Annotated in this window: 21 protein-coding genes; 18 read left to right on the top strand and 3 right to left on the bottom strand. The window is 67.6% G+C overall.

The genetic code is table 11. The features are described 5' to 3' along the window. The first annotated feature begins 65 nt into the window (after positions 1-65). The 5 genes from MPARV_RS0105655 to MPARV_RS0105635 are packed head-to-tail and all read left to right on the top strand — an operon-like array spanning position 66 to position 5,807. Complete coding sequence (locus MPARV_RS0105655; RefSeq protein WP_081582098.1) at positions 66-1,556, top strand: ABC transporter substrate-binding protein; 1,491 nt, start codon at positions 66-68, stop codon at positions 1,554-1,556. A gap of 5 nt (positions 1,557-1,561) precedes the next feature. Continuing rightward, entirely contained in the window at positions 1,562-3,886 is a 2,325-nt protein-coding gene (locus tag MPARV_RS0105650) for a branched-chain amino acid ABC transporter permease (RefSeq protein WP_020377555.1), read from the top strand. After that, the gene (locus tag MPARV_RS0105645) at positions 3,873-4,625 is read left to right on the top strand and encodes an ABC transporter ATP-binding protein (RefSeq protein ID WP_012224211.1); all 753 of its coding nucleotides are present in this window, start codon (positions 3,873-3,875) and stop codon (positions 4,623-4,625) included. Before MPARV_RS0105650 ends, MPARV_RS0105645 begins: the two co-directional genes overlap by 14 nt. After that, positions 4,622-5,326 (top strand): ABC transporter ATP-binding protein, encoded by a 705-nt coding sequence (locus MPARV_RS0105640; RefSeq protein ID WP_012224214.1) that lies wholly within the window; start codon positions 4,622-4,624, stop codon positions 5,324-5,326. Before MPARV_RS0105645 ends, MPARV_RS0105640 begins: the two co-directional genes overlap by 4 nt. 13 nt (positions 5,327-5,339) lie before the next feature. Further along, entirely contained in the window at positions 5,340-5,807 is a 468-nt protein-coding gene (locus tag MPARV_RS0105635; protein WP_020377554.1) for a hypothetical protein, read from the top strand. A gap of 18 nt (positions 5,808-5,825) precedes the next feature. On the opposite strand, the gene MPARV_RS22305 is transcribed toward MPARV_RS0105635, so the two are convergent. Next, positions 5,826-6,659 (bottom strand): META domain-containing protein, encoded by an 834-nt coding sequence (locus MPARV_RS22305; protein ID WP_020377553.1) that lies wholly within the window; start codon positions 6,657-6,659, stop codon positions 5,826-5,828. A 241-nt stretch (positions 6,660-6,900) separates the two neighbouring features. On the opposite strand from MPARV_RS22305, the gene MPARV_RS0105620 reads away from it, so the two are divergent. Both MPARV_RS0105620 and MPARV_RS0105615 read left to right on the top strand, forming a co-directional pair. Then, positions 6,901-8,166: an amidohydrolase family protein gene (locus MPARV_RS0105620; protein WP_020377552.1), complete on the top strand. Its 1,266-nt coding sequence runs from the start codon at positions 6,901-6,903 to the stop codon at positions 8,164-8,166. Next, the gene (locus tag MPARV_RS0105615; RefSeq protein ID WP_012224223.1) at positions 8,163-9,092 is read left to right on the top strand and encodes an enoyl-CoA hydratase-related protein; all 930 of its coding nucleotides are present in this window, start codon (positions 8,163-8,165) and stop codon (positions 9,090-9,092) included. The genes MPARV_RS0105620 and MPARV_RS0105615 overlap by 4 nt, the downstream gene beginning before the upstream one ends. A 52-nt stretch (positions 9,093-9,144) precedes the next feature. Here MPARV_RS0105615 and MPARV_RS25130 read toward each other — a convergent pair whose 3' ends face one another. Together MPARV_RS25130 and MPARV_RS0105600 are read right to left on the bottom strand one after the other, a co-directional pair. Continuing rightward, positions 9,145-9,765, bottom strand: a complete 621-nt coding sequence (locus tag MPARV_RS25130) for a TetR/AcrR family transcriptional regulator (protein WP_020377551.1) — start codon at positions 9,763-9,765, stop codon at positions 9,145-9,147. A gap of 265 nt (positions 9,766-10,030) precedes the next feature. After that, positions 10,031-10,534, bottom strand: coding sequence for a hypothetical protein (locus MPARV_RS0105600; RefSeq protein ID WP_100221225.1), 504 nt, complete (start codon positions 10,532-10,534; stop codon positions 10,031-10,033). Between the two features lie 168 nt (positions 10,535-10,702). Between MPARV_RS0105600 and ilvD the strand changes: the two genes are divergently transcribed. The 11 genes from ilvD to MPARV_RS22300 all read left to right on the top strand — a co-directional run bounded on the left by ilvD (position 10,703) and on the right by MPARV_RS22300 (position 24,338). Continuing rightward, positions 10,703-12,409, top strand: coding sequence for a dihydroxy-acid dehydratase (gene ilvD, locus MPARV_RS0105595; RefSeq protein WP_020377549.1), 1,707 nt, complete (start codon positions 10,703-10,705; stop codon positions 12,407-12,409). A gap of 21 nt (positions 12,410-12,430) precedes the next feature. Continuing rightward, positions 12,431-13,258: a nucleoside phosphorylase gene (locus MPARV_RS0105590; protein WP_051011937.1), complete on the top strand. Its 828-nt coding sequence runs from the start codon at positions 12,431-12,433 to the stop codon at positions 13,256-13,258. A gap of 157 nt (positions 13,259-13,415) precedes the next feature. Then, positions 13,416-14,450 (top strand): MaoC family dehydratase, encoded by a 1,035-nt coding sequence (locus MPARV_RS0105585; protein WP_020377547.1) that lies wholly within the window; start codon positions 13,416-13,418, stop codon positions 14,448-14,450. A 2-nt stretch (positions 14,451-14,452) separates the two neighbouring features. Next, positions 14,453-16,021 carry a protein adenylyltransferase SelO gene (locus MPARV_RS0105580; RefSeq protein WP_012224234.1) on the top strand — a complete coding sequence of 523 codons (1,569 nt, stop codon included), beginning with the start codon at positions 14,453-14,455 and terminating at the stop codon, positions 16,019-16,021. 136 nt (positions 16,022-16,157) lie between these two features. Beyond that, a complete protein-coding gene (locus MPARV_RS0105575) occupies positions 16,158-17,957 on the top strand; it encodes a flavin-containing monooxygenase (RefSeq protein WP_020377546.1) in 1,800 nt (599 codons plus the stop codon). Between the two features lie 55 nt (positions 17,958-18,012). Next, on the top strand, positions 18,013-18,369 hold the full coding sequence (locus tag MPARV_RS0105570) for a DUF427 domain-containing protein (protein WP_020377545.1): 357 nt from the start codon (positions 18,013-18,015) through the stop codon (positions 18,367-18,369). A gap of 64 nt (positions 18,370-18,433) precedes the next feature. After that, positions 18,434-19,243: a siderophore-interacting protein gene (locus MPARV_RS0105565; RefSeq protein ID WP_020377544.1), complete on the top strand. Its 810-nt coding sequence runs from the start codon at positions 18,434-18,436 to the stop codon at positions 19,241-19,243. Between the two features lie 274 nt (positions 19,244-19,517). After that, on the top strand, positions 19,518-20,831 hold the full coding sequence (locus MPARV_RS0105555) for an adenosylmethionine--8-amino-7-oxononanoate transaminase (protein WP_020377543.1): 1,314 nt from the start codon (positions 19,518-19,520) through the stop codon (positions 20,829-20,831). Next, complete coding sequence (locus tag MPARV_RS20875) at positions 20,828-21,208, top strand: TehB-like domain-containing protein (protein WP_020377542.1); 381 nt, start codon at positions 20,828-20,830, stop codon at positions 21,206-21,208. The genes MPARV_RS0105555 and MPARV_RS20875 overlap by 4 nt, the downstream gene beginning before the upstream one ends. A gap of 27 nt (positions 21,209-21,235) precedes the next feature. Beyond that, positions 21,236-21,364 carry a hypothetical protein gene (locus MPARV_RS25790; protein WP_020377541.1) on the top strand — a complete coding sequence of 43 codons (129 nt, stop codon included), beginning with the start codon at positions 21,236-21,238 and terminating at the stop codon, positions 21,362-21,364. Between the two features lie 190 nt (positions 21,365-21,554). After that, the gene (locus MPARV_RS22300) at positions 21,555-24,338 is read left to right on the top strand and encodes an MBG domain-containing protein (protein ID WP_172636558.1); all 2,784 of its coding nucleotides are present in this window, start codon (positions 21,555-21,557) and stop codon (positions 24,336-24,338) included. Positions 24,339-24,355 lie beyond the last annotated feature (17 nt).

The following is a 24,355-nucleotide window of genomic DNA, read 5'->3' as shown; positions in this document are numbered from 1 at the left end:
AGGGCGCGCGAGAACGCGTTCTTGCGAGTACGGTGGCGTTCGTCACAGATCCGGGGGGACGCGACATGATCGTTGGGGGACGGCGGAGGCCGGTCGTGTTCGGTGCGCCGCTCCACAAGCGGACGGCGGTGGCAGTGCTCGCCGCGGCGGTGCTCGTCGGCGGTTGCACCCGCGGGGCCAACGAAGTCGAGACCGGCGCGGCCGCACCGGTCGCCACCGCCGGGGGCGCTGCCACTGCCGCCGCCGACACCTTGGGTGGCAACGGAACGCAGGCCCCCAACGAACAGACGACGGCGGCGGGCGACTTTGGTGATCTCAAGGGCGTATGTGGGCCCGGCGACGCCTCGGGGGCGACCGCTCAGGGGGTCACCGATGACGCCATCCAGGTGGGCACGATCGCCGACCCCGGCTTCGTCGGACGCCCCGGTCTCAACCAGGAGATCTTCGATTCGGCCGAGGTGTTCACCGCCTGGTGCAACGACGCCGGCGGCATCAACGGTCGCAAGATTGAGGACGTCGAGCGTGACGCCAAGCTGACCGAGTACAAGCAGCGCATCACCGAGTCCTGCCAGGAGGACTTCATGCTCGTCGGCAGTGGCGGCGTGTTTGACGAGACCGGTCAGGAGGAGCGCCTCCGCTGCATGCTCCCCGAAATCCCCGGCTTCCAGGTGTCGCCCGAGGCGCGCGCCTCCGAGCTGTCGGTGTCGCCGGTTCCCGCCGCCATCGACGAGTTGCAGGTCGGCCTGTTCCGATACCTGGAGGACGAGTTTCCCGGATCGACCGACCGGGTCGGCTTTCTCACCGGCAATATCGGCTCGCTGGTGTTCGTCGACGCCCAGGCACAGGACGCCGCCAAGCAGCTGGGATGGACCTCGGTGTACAAGGCCCAGTACAACTCGACGGGCGAGGCCAGCTGGACGCCCTTTGCCGAGGCGCTGTCGAGCGACAAGGTCGAGGGGGTGGTGTACACCGGTGAGCCCGAAGGTCTGGCCAAGCTGCTTCAGGCGATGGCCGACATCGGCTACGAGCCCAAGTGGATACTCGCCGGCACCAACGTGATCGACCAGGGCTTCATCGACGTGGGTGGCGCCGCCGTGAAGAACGTCTACGCCGTCGCCTCGGTCGTGCCGCCCTTCCTCGCCGAGGACAATCCGGCCACCCAGCAGTACCTCGATCTGTTTGGCGAATTCCTTCCCGACGGCAAGGACGAGGCGCTGCTCGGTTACCAGGCCTTTTCGGGCTGGCTACTGTTCGCCGGCGCGGTGAAGCAGTGCGGCTCGGACGTCACCCGCGCGTGCGTGTACGACGCCGCCCGGAAGGTCACCGACTGGACAGGCGGCGGCCTGCACGCCGAGGCCAACCCGAGCAAGGACCAGGGCCCCGAATGCATGATGGTGGTCGAGGCCACGCCAAAAGGGTTCGTCATCCCCGACGATTTCGAGCCCAACGATGGGCTGTTCTCCTGCTCCAAGGACAACATCATCAAGCTGACCGGCGACTACGGCTCGGGCACCACCCTCGAGTCGGTCGGCAAGTCGATCGACGACCTCGAGTGACCTGAATGGAGAAGTTTCTGATCTTCACGATCGTCGGCCTCACCCTGGCGGCGATCTACGCCATTATCTCCAGCGGCCTGGTGCTCACCTACACGACGACGGGGATCTTCAACTTCGCCCACGGCGCCATCGGCATGCTGGCCGCCTTCGCATACTGGCAGATCCGTTTCCAGTGGGGCTGGCCCACCCCGCTGGCCTTGTTCGTGGTGATCGGGGTGATCGCGCCGCTGTTCGGGTTGATGCTCGAGCGGGTGATCATGCGCGGCCTGGCCGGCACCAGCGAGGCCACCAAGCTGGTCGTGTCGATCAGCCTGCTCGTCGGTTTGATCGGTCTGGCCAACCTGATTTGGACGCCGGGCCAGAGCCGACCGATGAGCACCTTCTACCAGGGTCGCAGGCTGGACCTGGGTGTCACGTCGATCACCTACCACCAGGCGATCACGATCGGGGTGGCGATCGGGGTGGCGATCGGCCTGCGCTGGCTGCTGCACCGCACCCGCATCGGGGTCTCGATGCGGGCCAACGTCGACGACCGCTCGCTGGCGCTGCTCAACGGTGCCCGGCCCGACCGGATCGCCCTGATCAGCTGGGCGGTCGGCGTGGGGCTGGCCGCAGTCGGCGGCATCCTGATCGCCCCGTCGCTGTCGCTCGAGGCCGGGTCGCTGTCGCTCCTGATCGTCAACGCCTACGCAGCGGCGATCTTTGGGAGATTGCGATCGCTGCCCCTGACCTTCGTCGGAGCGATCGCAATCGGCCTCACCGAGGGTTACCTGGCCGGTTACCTGCCCGGGGACAACCGCTACCTGGCCGGGATGCGCCCGGCCGCAGCGGTGATCGTCCTGTTCCTGGCGCTGTTGTTCGTGCCCAACCCCCGACTGCGCACCCGCACTCAGCTGCGTGAGTACTTTCCGTCGCCGTCACGGACCGGAACGTTTGCCCTCGCCGGTGCGGTGGTGGCCGTCGGTGTCGTCATGGTCACCACCCTCGACGCCGGCAGCCTGATCTCCTACGGGCCGGTGTTCTCGCTCGGGATCGTCGCCCTGTCGCTGGTGCCGTTGGTCGGGTTCGCCGGGCAGATCTCGCTGGCCCAGCTGACCTTCGGCGGCATCGGCGCCATCGCCGTCGCCCACCACGGTGGCGGTGGATCCCCGCTCGGCCTGGTGCTGGCAATGGTGTTCGCCGCCGCCGTCGGGGCGCTGATCGCCCTGCCGGTGATGCGCCTGTCCGGCATCTACCTGGCGCTGGCCACCGCTGCCTTCGGCGTGGCGATGGACCGCTGGATCTTCAACCTGCCCGACTTCGACCTCGGCCCGATCCACGTCAGCCTGTTCAACGTCAACTCAACGAGCATCGACGCTTTGTCATTGTTCGGCTACCGCTTCGACACCCCGGGCCGGCAGTTGATGCTGTCGGCGGTGGCCTTCGCCGTCGTTGCGGTGCTGGTGGCTGCGCTGCGTTGGGGCCGCTGGGGCCGGCAACTGGTGGCGATGCGCGACAGCGAGGTGGCCTGTGCCACGTTCGGGCTGGATCTGCGCTGGCCGCGGGTGGGCGTGTTCACGCTGTCGGCGGCGATCGCCGGGCTGGGTGGGGCGCTCTACGGCATGCAGTTGGGCACGGTGTCCCCGTCCCGCTACGACCTGCTCACCGGCCTGCCGATCTTCATCCTGGTCATCGTCGGCGGCGCCGGGCTGATCGGCGGCGCACTGTTCGCCGGGATCAGCCTGTTCGGCCTGATCCCCCTGACCTCGGGCCTCGGCCCCCTGTTCGCCAAGGTCAACACGATCATCCCGGGGCTCGCCGGTATTGGGCTCGGGCGCAACCCCAGCGGCGTGGTGCCCCTGATGTCGGATGGGGTGGCTCCGCTGCGCCGGGACCGACCGGTGCTCGTCGCCATGACGGCGGCGATGGTCGGTGCCTATGCGCTGCGTCTGGCCGGCGTGATCGGTAACCGGCCCTTCGCCCTCCTACTCGCCGTGACGTTTCTGGTCGCCGGTGCGTTGGCGAGCATCCGATCGACTCGTCCGGCCCCGGTGGCGGCCGCAGTTGCGAGCGCAGAGTTGGGTGCGGCAGCGTCCGACGGGGTGGCCACCGCTGCACTCCCCGAACGTCCGAACTTCGAACGGGCCGGTATCGAGTGGGCCGGTCTCGCGCGGGCGTGGTCGCCGGCCGACCTGACGGCGATGAACGACGAGCTGGGCTTCGACGGCACCACCCGCGACGGCCTGGCCTTCGTTCCGGCTGCCTTGGTGGGGGCGAAATCGCCCGGCGGGCGTCCGTTCGAGGTGCGGCCGGCGGGCAACGAGCAGGGGGTGGGTAATGGGGGTGCTTGAGGCGACCGATGTCGTCGTGTCCTTCGGGGGAAACCGGGCGCTCGACGCGGCATCGGTCGTTGCAGCGGAGGGGCGGATCACCGGGCTGATCGGGCCCAACGGCGCGGGCAAGACCACCCTGTTCAACGCGATCACCGGGCTGGTCACGCCGTCGTCGGGCCGGATCACGCTCGACGGGGTCGATCTCACCCGCAAGTCGATGCACCGGCGGGCGCGCGCCGGGTTGGCCCGCACCTTTCAACAGCTCGAGCTGTTCACGATGCTGTCGGTGCGAGAGAACATCCGCGTCGCCGCCGACATCCACCACCGCTGGGCGCGTCACGACGGCGACCCGGCAGCCTCAACCGAGGCGATCCTCGACCGGGTCGGCCTACGAGACGCGGCCGACGAGCGCGTCACCACGCTGTCGACCGGCCACGGCAGGCTGGTCGAGCTTGGCCGGGCGCTGGCATGCCACCCGAGCGTGCTGCTGCTCGACGAGCCTGCGTCGGGCCAGAACGATACCGAGACCGCCCGGTTCGGGCGCCTGCTCGTCGAGCTGGCCGACGACGGCATCACGATCGTGCTGGTCGAGCACGACATGTCCCTGGTGATGGAGGTCTGCCACACGGTCAACGTGTTGAACCTGGGCCGGATCCTCACCAGCGGATCACCGGCGCAGGTACAGACCGATCCGGCCGTGCTCGATGCCTACCTCGGCGCACCGAAGTCCGATCTGCCCACGCCGGTGGCGCAATGAGCGACGGCCCGCTGGTGGAGCTGCGCGGCGTTCACGCCGGCTACGACGGCATTGACGTGCTGCACGGCGTGGACCTGGTCGTCGGTGCCGGCGAGGTGGTGGCGATCCTCGGGCCCAACGGCGCGGGCAAGTCGACCACGCTCAAGGTGCTCGCCGGCCTGCTGCCCGCCTCGGCGGGCGACATCATCATCGCCGGACGTCGGGTGAACGGCGCCCGGGCCGACGACCTCGCCCGCCGAGGCCTGTGCCTCATCCCCGAGGGACGGGGCATCTTCCCCAACCTCACCGTGCGCGAGAACCTGTGGATGATGACCCACCGGGGTCAGGACCGGGCGCAGATCGAGGAGCGCTCGCTCGCCCGGTTCCCGCAGCTGGCCCAGCGGATCGACCAGACGAGCGGCACCCTCTCCGGTGGCCAGCAGCAGATGCTGGCCATGGCACGCGGCCTGGCGACCGACCCGGCCCTGTTGGTCCTCGACGAGCTGTCGATGGGCCTGGCGCCGATCATCGTCGACGAGTTGTACGACACCGTGGCCCAGGTGGCCGCCGAGGGCACGTCGGTGCTGTTGGTCGAGCAGTTCGCACGCATCGTGATCGACGTGGCCGACGTGGCCGTCGTGCTGGTGCAGGGCCACGTCGTCGACGCCGGTCGGCCCCATGACATCGAAGATCGCCTCTCCCAGGCCTACCTGGGCGGATGAAGGAGGAAGCCCCGTGACCGACAGCCCAGCGCCCGACAGCCCAGCGCCCGACAGCCCCGTGACCGACAGCCCTGTGCCCGACGGCCCTGCGATCGAGAACCCGTATTCGCCCGAGCCGCCCGGAACTGCCGATGGGCCGGACCGGGTTGAACGCTTCAGCGCCGAGATCGCCGACATGGCGCTGCCCGGCGGCGCCGGCAGCCGGGACCGCGCGCTGCTGTGGGTCGGCGTGGCGCTGATGGCGTCGGCGATCGTGGTCGTCATCGTCGCCTACGTGATCAGCCACAGCACGACCAACCCGTTGCAGCAGCGCGACGCCATCGTTGCAGCCCTGATCGGGTTGACCCTCGCTGTCGTCGGTGCGGCGCTGTTCGTGCGCTACTCGATGGCCCAGTTTCTGCGCTTCTGGATGGCTCGCCTGTCCTTCGACTCCCACGCCGCCACCGACCGCCTGGTCGACGCCATGCGCAAACGGGACTGAACGCGAGGGTGGGACGGGCTACCCGTCGGCGGCCCGCTTGGCCGCGATCAGCATCGAGCCCTCCGAGTTGAAGATGATCAGCTGGTCGCTGACCTCCACCCGGGCTGCGGCGTCCAGGGCCTTGCCCAGCGCATCCTCCTGCTCCATGACGCCCTCCGGGTCTGCGCAGGCCATCAAGGTGCGCCGGCCGTCATCGATCGTGAGCGACGAACCGTCGAGCTCCCAGGTGGCCCCGATCTGATTGCAGCCGGCGTTGGCAGCCAGGGAACCGTCGTCGGCGAAGTCGATCGTCGGCGTGGTGCCCTTGAGGGGCGTGGCCAGAGCGTCGTTGGTGGCCAGGTTGACGATCTCCCACGACCCCAACAGCGCGGTTGCGGGGTCCTGCGCGTCGAAGATCAACTCGACTCCGTCGGAGCCGGTGAGGGTCAATCGGTCGCCGTTGGCGGCGACGGTGTCCACCCGCTCGAGCGCCTTGAGGAAGTCGTTCTCAGCCTCGTTGACCTCCGGCTCGCAGGCCATCCTGGTCGTGGCGACCGGCCCCACCTCAACTCGGTCGCCGTCGACGGTGAACTCGGTGCGGTAGGTGTTGCACGGTGCCTGTCCGGACACGTTCCCCGAGTCGTGGACGAGGGTGACGGTGGCACCGGTGGTAATCGCAGGGGTACTACCCGTTCCGTCGAGGATCCAGGTGCGTTCGCCGAGCGTTTCGTTCGGGTTGTCCGCCCCGCCGGACCCGCCCGGGGTTGGGCCGTCCTCGGACCCGCCGCAGGCAGCGAGTGCCCCGGCCGCAAGCACCAAGGCGACGCCGAGGCCCAACGGATGGCGTCGCGAGGTCCGTCCCAGGGAGGTCATCGGCTGAGCCTATGTCGGGTCGACGAAACGCGCCGGGAGGTGCCTGATGCCGTCGATCCAGTTGGAGCGCAGTGGAACGGGTGTGGGAGGGCGCTGCCGCTGGTCAACCAATCGGCTTTCGCGCTGAGGAGGTCGTTGGCGATGCCAGCGAGAACGTGTTCTACTTGGAGATGCCTGGGGCGGGGCTGATCCGTCGCCGGCACGCGGTTGTCGCAGCTCAGCTCCACGGAAGGTTGGCCCCATGACACTCACCGAACCTGTACCCACCGAGACAGCCGATCGAGCAGGCAGCGCCGCCGCCCCCTACACGATCATTTCGGCCGACTGTCACGCCGGCGGCAGCCACCAGGCCTATCGGGAGTACCTCGACCCCGAGTTCGTTCCGGACTTTGACGCCTGGCGCGGCGAGTACAAGAACCCGTACAAGGACCTGGGCGACAAGCGGAAGCTGCGCAACTGGGACAACGAGATGCGCAACGCCCAGCAGGAGGCAGACGGCATCGCCGCCGAGGTGGTGTTCCCCAACACCGTCCCGCCGTTCTTCCCCAGCTTCGTGCTGTTCGCCAAGCCGCCGACCGACGAGGAGTACCGCCACCGCCATGCCGGGGTGACGGCCCACAACCGCTGGCTGGTCGATTGGTGCAACGAGTTTCCCGAGCGCCGTGCCGGCGTCGGCCAGATCTTCCTCAACGATGTCGACGATGCGATCGCCGACGTGCGCTGGATCAAGGAGAACGGCCTGCGCGGCGGCATCCTGCTGCCCAACATCGCCCCGGACGTCAAGTGGGTGAAGCCGCTGTACGACCGCTGCTACGACCCCTTGTGGCAGGTGCTGCAGGACCTCGAGGTGCCGATCAACATCCACAGCGGCTCGGGCAACCCGGACTACGGCCCCTACCCGGTGTCGATGCTGCTCTACATCAACGAGGTGCCGTTCTACACCGAACGCCCCCTGGTGCAGCTGATCCTCTCGGGCGTCTTCGAGCGGTTCCCCCGCCTCAAGGTGGTGCTCACCGAGGCCGGGTGTGCCTGGGTGCCGCCGCTGCTCGAACGCCTCGACACGAACATCCGCAGCATCCGTGACACCGGGGCCACCGGCGAGATCCGTTACGGGGCCGACCACATCCTGCCCAAGGACGCCACCGAGTACTTCCACCAGAACGTGTGGATGGGGGTCAGCCAGCCCCGACAGGCCGACGCCGACGCCCGCCACATCATCGGCCTGGACAAGTTCATGTGGGGCAGCGACTATCCCCACGACGAGGGCACCTACCCCTACACCCGCGAGAACCTGCGGGCCCGCTTCAGCGCTGCCCCCGAGGCCGAGATGCGCAAGATCCTCGCCGGTAACGCCGCCGAGATGTACGGCTTCGACCTGGACGCCCTCGCCCCGTTGGCGGCGCGCATCGGGCCGACGGTCGAGGAGGTCGCCCGGCCGATTGCTGACCTGCCCGACAAGTCGATCGAGCGGATCTCGGGCGACATGGATGCGAGCGCGATCAAGTGAGCGACACCCCCGACGACCAGAGGATCGCTGCGGTGGAATCGACGTACGGCACGGTGGCGCCGCAGGCCGCGAGCTCCGACAACGTCCCGGCGCTCGGCTCGGCGCCCGAGGTGCTGATCGTCGACGACCCGGCACCGTTCGTGCGCCGCCTCACCCTCAACCGGCCCGAGAAGCGCAACGCGCTCAGCCACCAGCTGCGCGCCGAGATCATGGCTGCGCTCCAGCAGGCCGACCAGGATCCCGACGTGCGGGTGATGATCGTGCGCGGAGCCGGCAGCTGCTTCTCCGCCGGATACGAGCTGGGCGGTGCCAACGAGGGCGTCGACATGCCCCACTTCACCGCCGAGGGCGAGGGTCAGTGGCCCCGCCACGTCACCGAGACGTGGATGAGCATCTGGGACCTGGCCAAGCCGGTGATCGCCCAGGTGCACGGCTACTGCCTGGCCGGGGGCAGCGAGCTGGCCACCGGTTGCGACCTGGTCTACGTCGCCCACGACGCCAAGATGGGCTACCCGGCCGTGCGCTTCGGCGTGCCCGACATGCACTTTCACGCATGGATGCTCGGTATGCGGGCGGCGATGGAGATGATGGTCACCGGCGACTCGATCTCGGGCGACGAGGCGGTGCGCCTCGGCTGGGCCAACCGGGCCTTCGACGAGGCCAACCTGGACGACGAGGTGCTCGCCGTCGCCGGGCGGGTCGCCAACATCCCCACCGACATCGTGTCGCTCAACAAGCGGGCGGTGCATCGGGGCATGGACACGATGGGCATGCGCACCGCCATCCGACAGGGCACCGAGCTGTGCGCGATGGGTACCAAGGCGGCCACGTTCACCGAGTTCATCGACAAGATGCGAGATGAGGGCCTGACCAAGGCGCTGTCCGAACGAGACGCAGCCTTCGGCGACTACCGCACCGGCGGGTGAGCACCGGGGCCGCGTCGTTCGACGGACCGACCAACACGACGGGGCCGGCGGCTCAGGGGTTGTACGGCGAGATGAGCACCCGGCAGGCACGGTGGAGCTCGTCGGCCACCGTGTCGAAGTCGGTCCGGCCGTTGGCCCAGGTGATGAGCGCCGAGTACCAGACGTGGCCGAGTACGGCCAGGATGTCGGCGCGGGTGTCGGCGTCGAGGTGGGCCAGGATCGGGTCGCCGACATCGGCGATTGACGATCGCACCGCGCCGCCGCTGCTGCGCACGCCGGCGTCGGGTGAGGCCATCGCCCGGACCAGCGCCTTGGACAGCTTGGGTTGGCGGGCCATGGTGGCGCACGCCCGGTCGAGCACGTCGATCATCTGATCGGTGGGGTTGTCGCCCCTGGGTGGGCGCTGTGCCACGCGGTCGCGCAGGCGCCCGGTCCACTCCGACATCGCCTCAGCCAGCAGGTGGTCCTTGGAGGTGAAGTTGCGGTAGATGGTGGCGAGGGCGACGTTGGCGGTGGCGGCCACGTCGCGCATGTGCACCGCCTCGTAGCCACCGGCGGCGCCCAATTCGAAGGCGGCGTCGATCAGACGCCGTCGGCGCTCCAGCTGCTCCGGCGTGTAGTCGGGGGTCTCGCCCACGGGATCTCCGTCGGGTGGGAGGGCGTCGTCAGCCACGATCGGCCGATGTGGGGACGTCTCGAAAGGGCACGTGCGTGTCCTGGCGTGCCTCCTCCGGCGACTCGTCGAAGTCCATCCGGCTCCTTCAGGTGTAATGGTTGACCGCGGGATCAGCAGGCAGGACGACCGCCGGCGCGAGAACGTGTTCTACCACGAAGTTGGGTGCGTTCACGGCGTTCTACAAGAACGCATTCTGAAATGTTTGACCCGTTGGTACGCTCCCGATCGACCACAAGGTGAGAGTGCCAAGGAGCCTGGTCCACTACCGGGCATCGGGCCAAGGGTTGCCCGAGTCGACCCGGGACGGCAGCGGACAGAACCGCTCGCCCTCAAGTCGGGCGATCACCGCCCAAGCGAGCAGCGCGATGGCAACCGCCTGCAGGACCGGCTGGATCGGCTCAAACCAGGTGAGCGCACCGGCGCTGCCCAGGACGATCAGCACCACCTTGTTGCACACCGGGCACCCGACGGCGAAGAAGGTGAGCAATCCGCCGGCTGTGCCCTTTCGGCGGTTGGTCACGTCGTCGTCGTTCGCCGGGTCGCGCACGTAGGTGGCGACGAGCAGCCCGCCCAGCACCGAGCTGACAATCAGCGCAGGCCACGACCACCACGTCGGCGGTATCTTCCGGCCGAAGATCGGGTTGGGGATCAGGGCGGTGGGAATGGCGATGGTGAACGCGAAGGCGATGGCGGCCCCGACCGTCACCGCCCACCGGCGGGCGGGCCATTCGAGCAGGACACCGAGAGCTTCGGTCAGGCGCTTCATGGCCCACCCTGCACCGGCAGACCGGCGAGGCGCCATTCGAGCATGCCGTCCTCCAAGCGGGTCGCGTCGGGATGCCCTCGCCCACCGACCTACGTCACTGCCGGTCTGTCGGCCCCGAAATCGTTACTACTGGTGGGCCGACCGGCCGCCTGAGGTACTTTCGTTTGCATGACTGAGACGCACGAGACCGACGTTGACATCAAACCGCACAGCCGGGACGTCACCGACGGGTTTCAGAAGGCGCCGTCGCGTGCGATGCTGCGGGCGGTTGGCATGGGCGACGACGACTGGGTGAAGCCCCAGGTCGGCATCGCCTCATCGTGGAACGAGATCACGCCCTGCAACATGACGCTGGCCAAGTTGGCGGGCCACGCCAAGACGGGAGTCCGCCAGGCCGGTGGCTTCCCGATGGAGTTCGGCACGATCACCGTCTCGGACGGCATCTCGATGGGTCACGAGGGCATGCGTGCCTCGCTGGTGAGTCGCGAGGTGATCTGCGACTCGGTCGAGACCGTCGTGTTTGCCGAACGCCTCGACGGGTTCGTGGGCCTGGCAGGTTGCGACAAGTCGATCCCCGCCATGTTGATGGCCGCCGCCCGCCTCGATGTGGCCAGCGCCATGATCTACAACGGCTCGACCATGCCCGGCAATCACAACGGCGAGGCAACCGACATCACCAGCGTGTTCGAGGGAGTCGGGGCCTGCGCCCTGGGCACGATCACCTCCGAGGAACTCGACGAGATCGAGCGCACCGCCTGCCCGGGTGAGGGCGCCTGCGGCGGCATGTTCACCGCCAACACGATGAGCTCCATCGGTGAGGCGCTCGGCATGTCGATGCCCGGGTCGGCATCACCGCCCGCCATTGACGACCGTCGCGACGACGATGCTCGTCGGGCCGGTGAAGCGGTGGTCAATCAGCTCAAGGCAGGCATCACCGCCCGCACGATTCTCACCAAAAAGGCCTTCGAGAACGCCATCGCCCTCACCTCGGCACTCGGCGGGTCAACCAACGCGGTCCTTCACCTGTTGGCGATCGCCAATGAGGCCGAGGTGGACCTCGATCTGGACGACTTCAACCGCATTGCCGCCCAGGTTCCCCACCTCGCCGACATGAAGCCTGGTGGCAGGTTCCACATGACCGACCTCGACCGGGTGGGGGGCGTGCCGATGGTCATGAAGATGTTGCTCGATGCCGGGCATCTCCATGGCGACGCGCTGACGATCACGGGCAAGACCGTGGCCGAGAACCTGGCCGAGGTCGACCCGCCCGGCCCTGACGGCACCGTCGTGCATCCCTTCGACGCGCCGATTCACACCGAGGGCGGCATCAACATCCTCACCGGTTCGCTGGCCCCCAAGGGGTCGGTGGTCAAGGTTGCCGGTCTCACCAAGGAACAAATGCGCTTCGACGGCACCGCTCGTGCCTTCGACGGCGAGGCGGCAGCCATGAAGGCGATCCTCGACGGCACGATCGAGCCGGGCACCGTGCTGGTGATCCGCAACGAGGGGCCGAAGGGGGGGCCGGGTATGCGCGAGATGCTGGCGATCACCGGGGCGCTCAAGGGCGCCGGCCGTGGTGGCGACTGTGCGCTGATCACCGATGGCCGCTTCAGCGGTGGCACGTGGGGGTTCTGTATTGGCCACGTGGCGCCCGAGGCGCTCGACGGCGGCCCGATCGGGCTGGTGGCCGACGGCGACCGGATCCTGATCGATGTGCATGAGTTCAAGCTCGACCTGTTGGTCGACGACGCCGAGCTGGAGAAGCGCCGCCAGGCGTACACGGCGCCGGAGCCCGTCTACACCCGGGGTGTGCTCGCAAAATTTGCCAGGTTGGTGCAAGGCGCCGAGACCGGTGCGATCACCAATCCCCGCTGAGAGGGCCCGCACAGCTAGGTGATGGTTCCGTCCCCCGCTCCTGAGCCGAAGGTCCACTCCGCGTCGGATCGACCTACCCCGCTGCTTCGCGCCAAGCGCTACGACGCGCCGTCGGTGTTTGAACCGGCCAATCTGCTGCGGGAGGGCCGGCGCCAGCTTGGCCGGGCCGACGTTCCTGTTCCGGCGGTGTGCCTGCTGGACCCCGACGGCGACATCGTTCGTCATCTGTGTGGGCTGGACTTGGCGGTGGAACACCCTGGGTGGGCCTGCTATCACACCACCCTGTGGACCTTCGACCTTGATGGCACCCGTGTGGGGGTCATCGGGTGTGCCGTCGGTGCGTCCTTCGCCGTCCTGCTGGCCGAGCAACTGTTCGCGTCCGGGTGCGAACTGCTCCTCAGCGTCACCCCCTCCGGCATGATCACCTCCCTCGGCGACCCTCCGTACTTTGTGATCATCAACCGGGCGCTGCGAGACGAGGGCACCAGCCTTCACTACCTTCCTCCTGGCGACTGGTCAGCGGCGCCGGGGCGCCTTCTCGATCTGGTGGACGGACGCCTTGGTGGCCTTGTGCAAAGGGTGGTCACCGGCTCCACCTGGACGACCGATGCCCCGTACCGCGAGACCGCGGCGGCAATCGCCGAGGCAGAGGCGCTTGGAATCGCAGCGGTCGAGATGGAGGCCGCTGCGCTGTACGCGTTCGCCACCGCCCGGCACCGCGACGTGCTGTGTCTCGCCCACGTCACCAACTCGATGGCGACCGGTGGCGACGACTTCGAGAAGGGCGAGGATGGTGGTGCCCCCGACGCGCTCGCGCTGGTGGCAGCCGTCATCGCCGCAGTGCGCTGAGCCTGGGCCCCGATCTGCTCCCGGCCTGCTCGTGAGGCGGACGCGCGTTTCCTCGCTCTTGGCCTTCGGCGGGGTGCCCTGGGTTGAAACTCGGCCGAGTTTGTAGGTTGATGGGCCGCAAGGACACCGACCTCCACCCGATCGAGCAAGGGACGAGATGACCAAGACCAACCCGGGCAACTTCTTCGAGGACTTCGAGCTGGGTCAGGTGATCGAACATGCCACGCCCCGCACGGTGACCGACGGTGACCGTGGCGTGTACGGCGCGATCTACCCCACCCGGTTCGCTCTCCCATCCTCTGGGGAGTTCGCCTCGCAGTCCGGCCTCGACCGGCCGCCGGTGGAGGAACTCATCGGTTTTCACATTGCGTTCGGCAAGACCGTGCCCGACGTCTCGCTGAACGCCGTGGCCAACCTGGGCTACGCCGAGTGCCGTTTCCGCCGCCCGGTGCTCACCGGTGACACGCTGCGCACCAGCTCCGAGGTCATCGGCCTCAAACAGAACTCCAACGGCAAGACCGGCGTGGTCTATGTGCGTTCCACCGCCACCAACCAGCGAGACGAGGTGGCCATCGAGTGGGCCCGATGGGTCATGGTGCACAAGCGCAACGTCGACGCACCGGCGCCGGAGACGTCGATTCCCACGTTGGCCGACGCGCTGACCGCCGACCAGCTGATGATGCCCCACGGCCTGGACTTCACCGGCTACGACTTCGCTGCCGCCGGCGAGCCACACCGCTGGGGGGACTACGAGGTGGGGGAGAAGATCGACCACGTCGACGGCGTCACCCTGAGCGAGGCTGAACACATGATGGCCACCCGCCTGTGGCAGAACACCGCCAAGGTGCACTTCAACACCGAGGCCCGACCGGATGGCAATCGGCTGGTGTACGGCGGTCACATCATCTCGATGGCCCGTGCGCTGTCGTTCAACGGCCTGGCCAACGCGCAGTTGATCGCAGCAATCAACGCCGGTGCCCACACCGCACCGGCCTTCGCCGGCGACACGGTGTACGCATGGTCCGAGGTGCTGGACAAGGCCGAGACATCGGCGCCCGGTGTGGGGGCGCTGCGCCTGCGCCTGGTGGCCACCAAGGGTCGGGACGAGTCGATGACGCTGCGGGGCGAGAACAACAAGTACGCACCGGGCGTGTTGTTGGATCTCGATCTCTGGGCGCTGGCCCCGCTCTGATCGTGGACGAGACAGCAACCGCCCCGCTGAGCGGCCTCGAGTCGACCTTTGCCGATGCGCTGCCCGAGCTGTGCCTCGTGTGGGAGGCGGCGCAGGTGCCCGATCCGCAGGCGGTGGCGGTCAACGACGAATTGGCAGCGCAGCTGGGACTGGACGCGAATCAGCTGCGTTCCACCGACGGCGTCGCCATGTTGGTAGGCAACCTGGTGCCACCCGGCGCCACACCGGTGGCCATGGGGTACGCCGGGCATCAATTTGGCAACTACTCGCCCCGCCTTGGCGACGGCCGTGCGCTGCTGCTCGGCGAACTGATCGATCCGCAGGGCGCCAGGTGGGATGTGCACCTGAAAGGTTCGGGTCGCACCCCGTTCTCCCGGGGTGGCGACGGTAAGGCCACCATTGGGCCGATGCTGCGGGAGTACCTGGTCTCCGAGGCGATGCACGCGCTGGGGGTGCCCACCACCCGAAGCCTGGCGGTCATCACCACCGGCGAGCGGATCATGCGCGAGGGGCCCGAGCCCGGTGCCGTGCTCGCACGCGTTGCCGCCGGCCATCTGCGTGTGGGCACGTTCGAGTACGCCGCCCGCCTACAGGGCGACGATCTGCTGCGACGCCTCGCCGATTACGCCATCGCACGCCACTACCCGCACCTCGTCGATACCGACCGGCCATACCTGAAGCTTCTGACAACCGTGATCGAGGCCCAGGCCGCGCTGGTGGCGCAGTGGATGTTGGTTGGGTTCATTCATGGGGTGATGAACACCGACAACACAACGATCTCCGGCGAGGGCATCGATTACGGCCCGTGTGCGTTCATGGACGCCTACGACCCGGCCACCGTGTTCAGCTCGATCGACCGTCAGGGTCGCTACGCGTACGGGAACCAGTCCGCCATCATCGGGTGGAACCTCGCACGTTTCGCCGAAACCCTGGTGCCGCTGTTGGTCGACGAGGTGGGCGGCGACACCGACGCCGCTGTGGCCGACGCAACGACGGAGCTGCAGCTGATCGCCGATCGGGTCTCGCTGCACTGGACAGCAGGCATGGCCGCCAAGCTGGGCCTTACGCAACGCCCGGCCGACGATCCGGCGCTGTTCGACGACCTGTTGACGGCGATGAACGCCGACGCCGCCGACTGGACCGGCACCTTTCGGAGGCTGTCCGAGGGCCTGGTCGCCGAATTGCCCACGTCCGACTCGGCAACGTCCGACTCGGCAACGTCCGACTCGGCAACGTCTGATGTGCAGCGGCTTGACCAATGCGACGTTCTGCCGGCTGTCGGTGATGCGATCGCGGCCTGGTTGCCCCGGTGGCGCACGGCGCTGGCTGCCGAGGGGTGCAAGCCGGCGGACGTCGCGTCCCGGATGGACGCCGTCAACCCGCTACACATCCCCCGCAATCACCTGGTGGCCGAGGCACTCGATGCTGCAACCGACGGGGACATCGCTCCATATAACGAACTGCTCGCGGCCGTGCGTCGACCCTTCGATGCCGACGGGGTCGACCCCACCTATGAGCGGCCGGCGGGTGCCGGGTTCGCTGCCCGGTTCAGAACCTTCTGCGGCACCTGAACCGGCGAAAAGGGCTTCGCAGGTTCCAACTCGTGGCGCAAGGCACAACGGCGTGGCATATGACCGCGCCCAAATCGGGGGTTGAACGTGCTTGCAACAGTCGCGACCGAGCAAACTCTCGGCGGGAGGACAAGCCATGTCTCATGAGTCCGAAAGCCCAACCAGCGAGATCGATCCGGTCGAGGCGGCCAAGGAGCGCTACCGCCTCGAGCGAGAGAAGCGTCTTCGCTCCGACGGGTTGGCGCAGTACTCCCAACTGGACGACTACGAGGAGTACGACCACGACCCTTGGGTGGAGCCGGGCTTCACCAGGGAGCCGGTTGTCGAGGAGACCACCGCTGTCATCGTGGGCGGCGGGTTCGGCGGCATGCTGTTGGCGGTCAATCTGATCAAGCGGGGCATCACCGACTTTCGCATCGTCGAAGCGGCGGGCGACTTCGGCGGCACCTGGTACTGGAACCGGTATCCCGGCTGCCAGTGCGATGTGGAGTCCTACATCTACATGCCGCTGCTCGAAGAGACCGGCTACATGCCGTCCAAGCGCTATGCCCCGGCCACCGAAATCTTCGAGCACTGCCAACGCATCGGCCGTCATTTCGACCTCTATCCCCACGCCCTGTTCCAGACCGAGATGGAGACGGCGGTCTGGGATGAGGAGGCTGCTCGCTGGCGCATCACGACCGACCGTGGCGACCAGCTGACCGCCAAGTTCATGGTGACCGCAGGTGGCATCCTGCACAAGGCCAAGCTGCCTGCCATCGAGGGCATCACCGACTTTGAAGGCCGGGCGTTTCACACGGCCCGCTGGAACTACGAATTCACCGGTGGGGGCCCCACCGATCCGATGGACAAGATGGCCGACAAGCGGGTGGGCATCATCGGCACCGGGGCCACCTCGGTGCAGGTGGTCCCACAGCTGGCCCGTGCCGCCAAAGAGGTGTTCGTCTTTCAGCGGACGCCGGCGTCGGTGGGCGTGCGCAACAACAGCTTCACCGACCCCGAGTGGTGGAAGACCCTGAAGCCCGGCTGGCAGGCAGAGCGTATGGCCAACTTCACCTCGGTGGTCAGCGGTGAACACCCCGACGAAGACCTGGTGGCCGATGAATGGTCGGTGGTCTGGGGCACCGACACCCAGAGCGAGCCCGCCACGCCGGAGGAGGCGGTGGCCCTGGAGCGCCATGACTTCGAGGTGATGGAGACGCTGCGAGGCCGCGTCGACGACGTGGTCGACGATCCGGAGACCGCCGAGAGGCTCAAGCCCTGGTACGGCAAGCATTGCAAGCGGGTCACCTTCCACGACGAATACCTCGAGGCGTTCAACTCGCCCAACGTGCACCTGGTGGACACCGACGGACGCGGCGTGGAACTGATGAACGCGCAGGGGCCGGTGGTTGACGGCGAGCAGTACGAGATCGACCTGCTGATCTACGCGTCGGGCTTTGAGGTGACCACCGGGCTGGTCAGCCGGCTCGGCTTCGACCCGGTGGGTAAGGGCGGCGTGAAGCTCAGCGAACGCTGGGCCGATGGCGCCCACACGCTGCACGGTGTGTTCACCCATGGTTTTCCCAACATGTTGGTGTGCCACTTTGTGCAGGCCGGCTTTGGGCTCAACTTCACCCATTACCTGTCGGAGTCGACCAACCATCTCGCCTCGATCATCGCTCGGGCCGAGGACGAGAACATCGTGTCGATCGAGGCCACCGAAGAGGCGGAGGAGGCCTGGCTGGCGACGCTGTGGCAGGCGGGCAAGGGCTTTGGACGCTACGGCGCCAAGTGCACGCCCAGCTACGGCAACTCCGAAGGCGCCCGCAGTATGGAGGCGGCGCGCAACGTGGTGCATCCAGGCAACCTGATGAACTACGTCGCCTACCTGCAGGAGTGGCGTGATGCGGGCGACATGCCCGGCACCGTCGTCGTTCGCGGCGACGAGGTGTAACCCGCCACTTCCCGGCGCGCGGAATAGTCGAGCCGCCGTCGACGTTGCCCCAGCCATGACCCAGGGACACACGATCAGCACCCATGCCGAAGACGTCCACGTCGAGGTTCGCCTCGACGGTGAGCTCGTCGCCGACGCCAGGCGGCCGGTGATGTTGGAGGAGACCGGGTTGCCGACGGCCTACTACCTACCCAAGGACGCTCTCACGGTGGACGCCCGGCCGATCGAGCTGAGCACTCACTGCCCGTTCAAGGGCGATGCGTCCTACTGGACGATCGAGGTGGGTGGCCGCACCCACGATGCGATCGCATGGAGCTACGAGACCCCTAACGAGGGCGCCGAGGACATCGAAGGCCACGTGGCGTTCTTCGCCGACCGGGCCGAGATCCTCGTCGACGGCGTCGCCGTCTGACCCGCCACCCGTTAGGCTGACCTAATACGCATTGGATCCGGAGTGGTTCGCGGAGGCGAGGTCAATGGCTACCCCCACACAGTACGGACGGGTCGAACGGCTCGTTCAGCTGACGCCCAACATGATCAGGGTGATCCTGGGAGGCGACGGTCTCGCCGGGTTTCAGCCGACACGGTTCAGCGATCAGTACATCAACGCCCAGTTCGTTCCCGAGGGCGCGCCCTACTCGACGCCCTTCGATGTCGACGCGGCACGGTCGCTGCCGGCGATGCAACGTCCGCGCGGTCGCCGGATCACCGTCAGGGAGTGGGATCCGGTCGAGCGCCTGCTGACGCTGGACTTCGTCACACACGGCGACGTCGGATACGCCGGGTCGTGGGTTCGTTCCGCTCAGGTGGGTGATCTCTTGCAGTTCCTTGGCCCGTCCGGTTCGTATCTGCCCGATCCCGAGGCCGATTGGTACCTGCTGGTTGGCGACGAGACGGTGCTGCCGGCCATCGCAGCGTCGCTTCCGCACATTCCGGCCGGGCGACCGGTGGTGGCGATGGTGTTGGTCGACGGTCCCGAGTGCGAGCTGACCCTCGACTGCGAGGCGGACCTGACCACGATTTGGCTTCACCGCGATCGGCCCGGCCACGATCATGATCGTCAGCTGCGGGCGCTGGAGGACCTGTCGTTCCCGGAGGGTCGGGTGGACGGTTTCGTTCACGGCGAGGCCGGCGAGACCCGGGCGGTGCGCCGCCATCTGCTCGCCGACCGCAACGTGGCCAAGGAGCAGCTGTCGGCATCCCCCTACTGGCGCTGTCGCTTCAGCGATGAGGACTGGCGGCAGGTGAAGAAGGCCTGGGTGGCCGAGATGGAAGCCGAGGTTTGAGCCGTTCCCGACGCGTGGTTCCGACCTCGAAGCCCGGCCCGGCTGCCATGCCCGGGGTCGGCTCCGCAGTAAAGACACCCACGGTGCAACTGGGTGTCTTTGCTGTGTACAGGTCCGCAGTCATGACACCCAGATCAGGCATGGGTGTCATTGCTGCGCGAGGAGGTAGCGCATGTCGCTGGAGACCTGCGGGGCGAGCCAGTGCACTCCGCCCATACTGGTGCCCATGACGAGCGACCATGCTGCTGGCGCCGATGGCGACCCGAATGAGGGAATGACGCAGCTCGGGTCGGCCAAGGCCTTGGCCTTCGACCAGGCGCACCTGTGGCACCCCTACACGTCGATTCCCGCCAGCCCGGCACCGCTGCTGGCGACCTCGGCCTCGGGCTGTCGGCTCAACGTGCGCACCTCCGACGGTGAGGAGCGCACGCTCGTCGACGGCATGTCGTCGTGGTGGGCTGCGGTCCACGGCTATTCGCACCCGGTGCTGGTCGATGCGGCTCGCAATCAGCTGGAGACGATGAGCCATGTGATGTTCGGCGGGCTCACCCACCAGCCGGCGGTCGAGCTGGGACGCCGGCTGGTCGAGCTGACCCCGCCCGGGTTGGAGCGCGTGTTCTTCTCCGACTCGGGCTCGGTGGCGGTCGAGGTGGCGGTCAAGATGGCGCTTCAGCACTGGCGTTCCAAAGGCAAGCCCAACAAGCGTCGCCTGCTCACCTGGCGCAGCGGCTACCACGGCGACACGTTCATGGCGATGTCCGCCTGCGACCCCGAGGGTGGCATGCACTCGATGTGGTCCGGGGTGGTGCCCGCCCAACGGTTCGTCTCCGAACCGCCGGCCGGCATCGACGCGCCGATCGACGATGACTTCGTGGCTGAGATCGACCGAGCCCTGACCACCCAGCGGGACGAGCTTGCTGCGGTGATCGTCGAACCTGTCGTGCAGGGAGCCGGGGGCATGCGCTTCCACAACCCGGGCTACCTGCGGGTGCTGCGCGACCGTTGCGATCACCACGGCGTGCTGCTGATCTTTGACGAGATCGCCACCGGGTTTGGCCGCACCGGGCCGATGTTCGCCGCCGAGTGGGCCGGGGTGACCCCGGACATCATGTGCGTCGGCAAGGCCCTCACCGGCGGCATGATGACCCTGGCCGCAACCCTGTGCACCGACCGGGTTGCGGCGGCGATCTCGGCCGGGGAGGTGCCGGTGCTGGCCCACGGCCCCACCTTCATGGCCAATCCGTTGGCGTGCGCCACGGCGGTTGCATCCCTCGACCTGCTGGTGTCCTCGGACTACCGCGCCTCGGTGGCGCGGATTGAGGGGGCACTGTCGAGTGGCCTCGCCGCGGCCGGCGACCTGCCTCAGGTGAACGACGTGCGGGTGCTGGGCGCCATCGGTGTGATCGAGCTGGACCGCCCGGTCGACATGGAGCGCGCCACGGCCGCTGCCATCGATGCCGGTGTGTGGCTGCGCCCGTTCCGCAACCTGATCTACGCCATGCCGCCATACATCTGCGACGATGAGGAAATCACAACGATCTGCGACGCCATGGTCTCGGTGGCCGCAGTCCATAGCCTGGCCACATGACCAACCTCCCCACGCTTCCCGACGGCCTCGAGCTCGCCCGCACCACCAAGGTGTTCGACAACGAGACGGCGCCGACGGGGTTGCTGAAGGCGCATCAGGTTGCCGAGGCCGTGTGGGGCCGTCTCGTGGTGCACACCGGTTCGGTCGGGTTCGTGTTTGAGGACATGCCCGACGACACGATCCTGGTCGGCGCCGGCGATCACGTGGTGATCCCGCCCCAGCGACACCATCACGTGGTGTTGGGCGAGCCCGCCACGTTCGTTGTGGAGTTCTACAAGGCTCCTGCCGGGGACGTCGTAGATGCAAGCCGTCCCACCACGACCTTGTCGATGGGCCTCCTCGGCTCATCCGGCTCGGTCGACCCCGACCCGGCGTAGCCCGCCCGCAACCTCCACCCAACGGAAGTGGAGCGGCAGGGAACCTGGTGGCCGGGTTGTGACGGTGCGGCGGATCTGCAGTTCGGCCCGGAGCACGTCGATGTCGTCGATCTTCTCAAGATGGGGGAACTCACCTTTGGGGTGACCGAAAAGTGATTCAATCCACTCCTGATCGGTCGCGTCTCGGGTCGGCCCGCATCGAGCATTCTCAGGCCGCCTGATTGCTCGCACGAAACTCCAGGAGAACGCTTTCGGTCATGTGTCGTACTGGTACGTTCAATTTGAGTTTCGTCTTGGGGGTGTCATGGGCAGTGCAACGAGTCGGCCTGTCGGTCGTGGTGTGGCGTTGAGCCGTCGGGGTTGTGTGGGTGTGGTGGCAGCGGTTGCCGTGTTGGCGTTGGGTTTGGTGGCGGTGGTTGGGGTTGCTTCTCCGGCGTCAGCGGCTGCGGGGTCGACGGGCTGGTCACAGGTTTCCGCCGGTGACCTTCACACGTGTGCGATCGCTGAGACCGCGGGTGCGGCGTACTGCTGGGGGGCCAACGGCGACGGGCAACTGGGCAACAACGATCTGGGTGTCGGTTCGGGGGTGCCGGTGGAGGTGGAGGTCCCTGGTGGGGTGACCGGCTGGTCCCAGATCACCGCCGGCGGCCGTCACACGTGTGCGGTCGCTGAGGTGTCCGGTGCCGCGTACTGCTGGGGGGCCAACGGCGACGGGCAACTGGGCAACAACGATCCGGGTGTCGGTTCGGGGGTGCCGGTGGAGGTGGAGGTCCCTGGTGGGGTGACCGGCTGGTCCCAGATCACCGCCGGCGGCCGTCACACGTGTGCGGTCGCTGAGGTGTCCGGTGCCGCGTACTGCTGGGGGTACAACGATAAGGGGCAGCTCGGCAATAACGATCCGGGTGTCGGTTCGGGGGTGCCGGTGGCGGTGGAGGTCGCTGTTGGGGTGACCGGCTGGTCTCAGATCACCGCCGGTGGCTATCACACGTGTGCGGTCGCTGAGGTGTCCGGTGCCGCGTACTGCTGGGGGTACAACGATAAGGGGCAGCTCGGCAATAACGATCCGGGTGTCGGTTCGGGGGTGCCGGTGGCGGTGGAGGTCGCTGTTGGGGTGACCGGCTGGTCTCAGATCACCGCCGGTGGCTATCACACGTGTGCGAACGTCGCCACGTCCGGCGATTGGTTCTGCTGGGGAGAGAACCAGTTTGGGCAGCTCGGCAACAACAACCTGGGCGTCAATTCGGGGGTGCCGGCGGCGGTGGAGGTCCCTGTTGCGGTGACCGGCGGCTGGTCTCAGATCACCGCCGGCCTCTATCACACGTGCGCGATCGCCGCCACGATCGGTGTCGCGTACTGCGGGGGCCTCAACAACGTCGGGCAGCTCGGTAACAACAACCTGGGTGTCGGTTCGGGGGTGCCGGTGGCGGTGACGCCGGCCGGGCAGTCGATCCTGTTTGGCGCCCCGCCGGACACGGCGTTGTCGTCGGGCCCCGTAGATGTGAGCGGCGAGGTGGCCGCCACCTCGGGTCTACCGGCCACAATCGTGTCGAACACACCCACCGTGTGCACCGTTTCAGGGGCGACGGTCAGCCTGGTGAACACCGGAACGTGTGCGTTGACGGCCTCCCAGGACGGCGACAACGCGTTCGCACCCGCCACCCCGGTCACCCAAAGTTTCGAGGTCACCCCGGGCGCTCAGACGATCACCCTGGACGCACCCACGACGATGATGTTCGGTGAAACAGCGACCGTGTCTGCGTCTTCGACGTCGGGGTTGCCCGTTGTTCTTGCCGTGTCTGGTGGTTGCACGCTGGACGGCTCGATGCTGACCGCGACCGCTGCGGGTTCGTGTGTGGTGACCGCCTCCCAGGCTGGTGACACCAACTGGGCTCCAGCGACACCGGCTGTGCAAACAATCACGATCGGTAGGGCTGGAGCGGTGGTGGTGATCTCTGGTGATCTGGTTGTTTATGACGGTGGGCCTCACGGGGTGGTGGTGTCGACCAACCCGGCGGGTTTGCCCGTCACAGTCACCTATGACGGGTCGACGGTCGAACCGACCTTGGCGGGCAGTTTTGGGGTGGCGGTCACGGTGAACGACCCGGACCATTCCGGCACCGCGTCGGGGACTCTCACGATCATGCCCGCGTCGACGACGGTCACCGCTGGTGGGGACGACACGGTCATGGTTGGGAACACCGCAACGGTGACCGTGGGGGTGAACGCCGGTTCGGGTGATGCCCCCACCGGGGAGGTGACCCTGGCTGGTGCGGGCACTCCGATGGTCGAAACACTTGACGGGTCCGGTGAGACAATGTTTGTGGTTGGTGGGCTTCCGATTGGTACTCACAAGCTGACGGTCGACTATCCGGGCGACACCAACCACTCCGCATCGACGACCACCGCCACTGTTGAGGTCACCCCGGCGGCCGCGTCGATCACCGGGGTGCCCGCCACCACCGATCCTGGTGAGGTTATTGAGGTGACTGCGACGGGGTTTGTTCCTGACGAGACCGTCACGTTCATGTTGAATTCCGAACCGGTGGTGTTGGGCACCGCGACAGCCAACAGATTCGGCACCGCCACGGCGACCCTGACCATCCCCGACCTGCCCGGTGACCACACCATCACCGCCACCGGCAACACGTCCAACACCGTCGCCTCCGCCCCGACCACCATCACCACACCCACCGAACCAACAACACCGGCCGTGCCGTCCACGCCGACACGACCGACCAGTTCTGCACCGGCGGTGACCACACCCCCGGCCCCGTCCTCGGGTGGGGACCGTCCCCCGGCAGCGATGGCACCGTCACCGACAGACGGACCGGCCCCAACGGCCGGACCCGCAGCAGTTGCTGGACCCGTTGCTGTTGTTGGACCGACCCCAGCCGCTGGACCCGCTGCAGTTGCTGGACCGACACCAACGGCTGGACGTTCAGCTGCTGCTGTTGGGCCGACCCCAGCCGCTGGACCCGCTGCTGTTACTGGGCCCACAGGTTTGCCGGCTGCTCAGGCGAATACCGGGATACGCGTTGCTCCCACAGTCGGCACCGGTCTTGCTCTGGTCGTGTTCGGGATATTTGTCATGTGGGCCGCCCACCGGCGCCGGACCCGACAAACCGCCTGACCCCGGTCGGCCCTTCT

The sequence above is a fragment of the Candidatus Microthrix parvicella Bio17-1 genome (assembly GCF_000299415.1).
Classification (GTDB): Bacteria; Actinomycetota; Acidimicrobiia; order Acidimicrobiales; family Microtrichaceae; genus Microthrix; species Microthrix parvicella.
Note: the sequence above shows the minus strand (reverse complement) of the source record. Positions and strands in the feature narration are given on the sequence as shown.

Excerpts from the sequence above, each read along its gene's own strand:
- MPARV_RS0105600 (WP_100221225.1), bottom strand. The coding sequence starts at position 10,534 with ATGAAGCGCCTGACCGAAGCTCTCGGTGTCCTGCTCGAATGGCCCGCC.
- MPARV_RS22305 (WP_020377553.1), bottom strand. The coding sequence starts at position 6,659 with ATGACCTCCCTGGGACGGACCTCGCGACGCCATCCGTTGGGCCTCGGC.
- ilvD (WP_020377549.1), top strand. The coding sequence starts at position 10,703 with ATGACTGAGACGCACGAGACCGACGTTGACATCAAACCGCACAGCCGG.
- MPARV_RS20875 (WP_020377542.1), top strand. The coding sequence starts at position 20,828 with ATGACCAACCTCCCCACGCTTCCCGACGGCCTCGAGCTCGCCCGCACC.
- MPARV_RS0105570 (WP_020377545.1), top strand. The coding sequence starts at position 18,013 with ATGACCCAGGGACACACGATCAGCACCCATGCCGAAGACGTCCACGTC.
- MPARV_RS0105585 (WP_020377547.1), top strand. The coding sequence starts at position 13,416 with ATGACCAAGACCAACCCGGGCAACTTCTTCGAGGACTTCGAGCTGGGT.
- MPARV_RS0105575 (WP_020377546.1), top strand. The coding sequence starts at position 16,158 with ATGTCTCATGAGTCCGAAAGCCCAACCAGCGAGATCGATCCGGTCGAG.
- MPARV_RS0105655 (WP_081582098.1), top strand. The coding sequence starts at position 66 with ATGATCGTTGGGGGACGGCGGAGGCCGGTCGTGTTCGGTGCGCCGCTC.
- MPARV_RS0105590 (WP_051011937.1), top strand. The coding sequence starts at position 12,431 with ATGGTTCCGTCCCCCGCTCCTGAGCCGAAGGTCCACTCCGCGTCGGAT.
- MPARV_RS0105620 (WP_020377552.1), top strand. The coding sequence starts at position 6,901 with ATGACACTCACCGAACCTGTACCCACCGAGACAGCCGATCGAGCAGGC.
- MPARV_RS0105555 (WP_020377543.1), top strand. The coding sequence starts at position 19,518 with ATGACGCAGCTCGGGTCGGCCAAGGCCTTGGCCTTCGACCAGGCGCAC.
- MPARV_RS0105650 (WP_020377555.1), top strand. The coding sequence starts at position 1,562 with ATGGAGAAGTTTCTGATCTTCACGATCGTCGGCCTCACCCTGGCGGCG.
- MPARV_RS0105640 (WP_012224214.1), top strand. The coding sequence starts at position 4,622 with ATGAGCGACGGCCCGCTGGTGGAGCTGCGCGGCGTTCACGCCGGCTAC.
- MPARV_RS0105565 (WP_020377544.1), top strand. The coding sequence starts at position 18,434 with ATGGCTACCCCCACACAGTACGGACGGGTCGAACGGCTCGTTCAGCTG.
- MPARV_RS0105645 (WP_012224211.1), top strand. The coding sequence starts at position 3,873 with ATGGGGGTGCTTGAGGCGACCGATGTCGTCGTGTCCTTCGGGGGAAAC.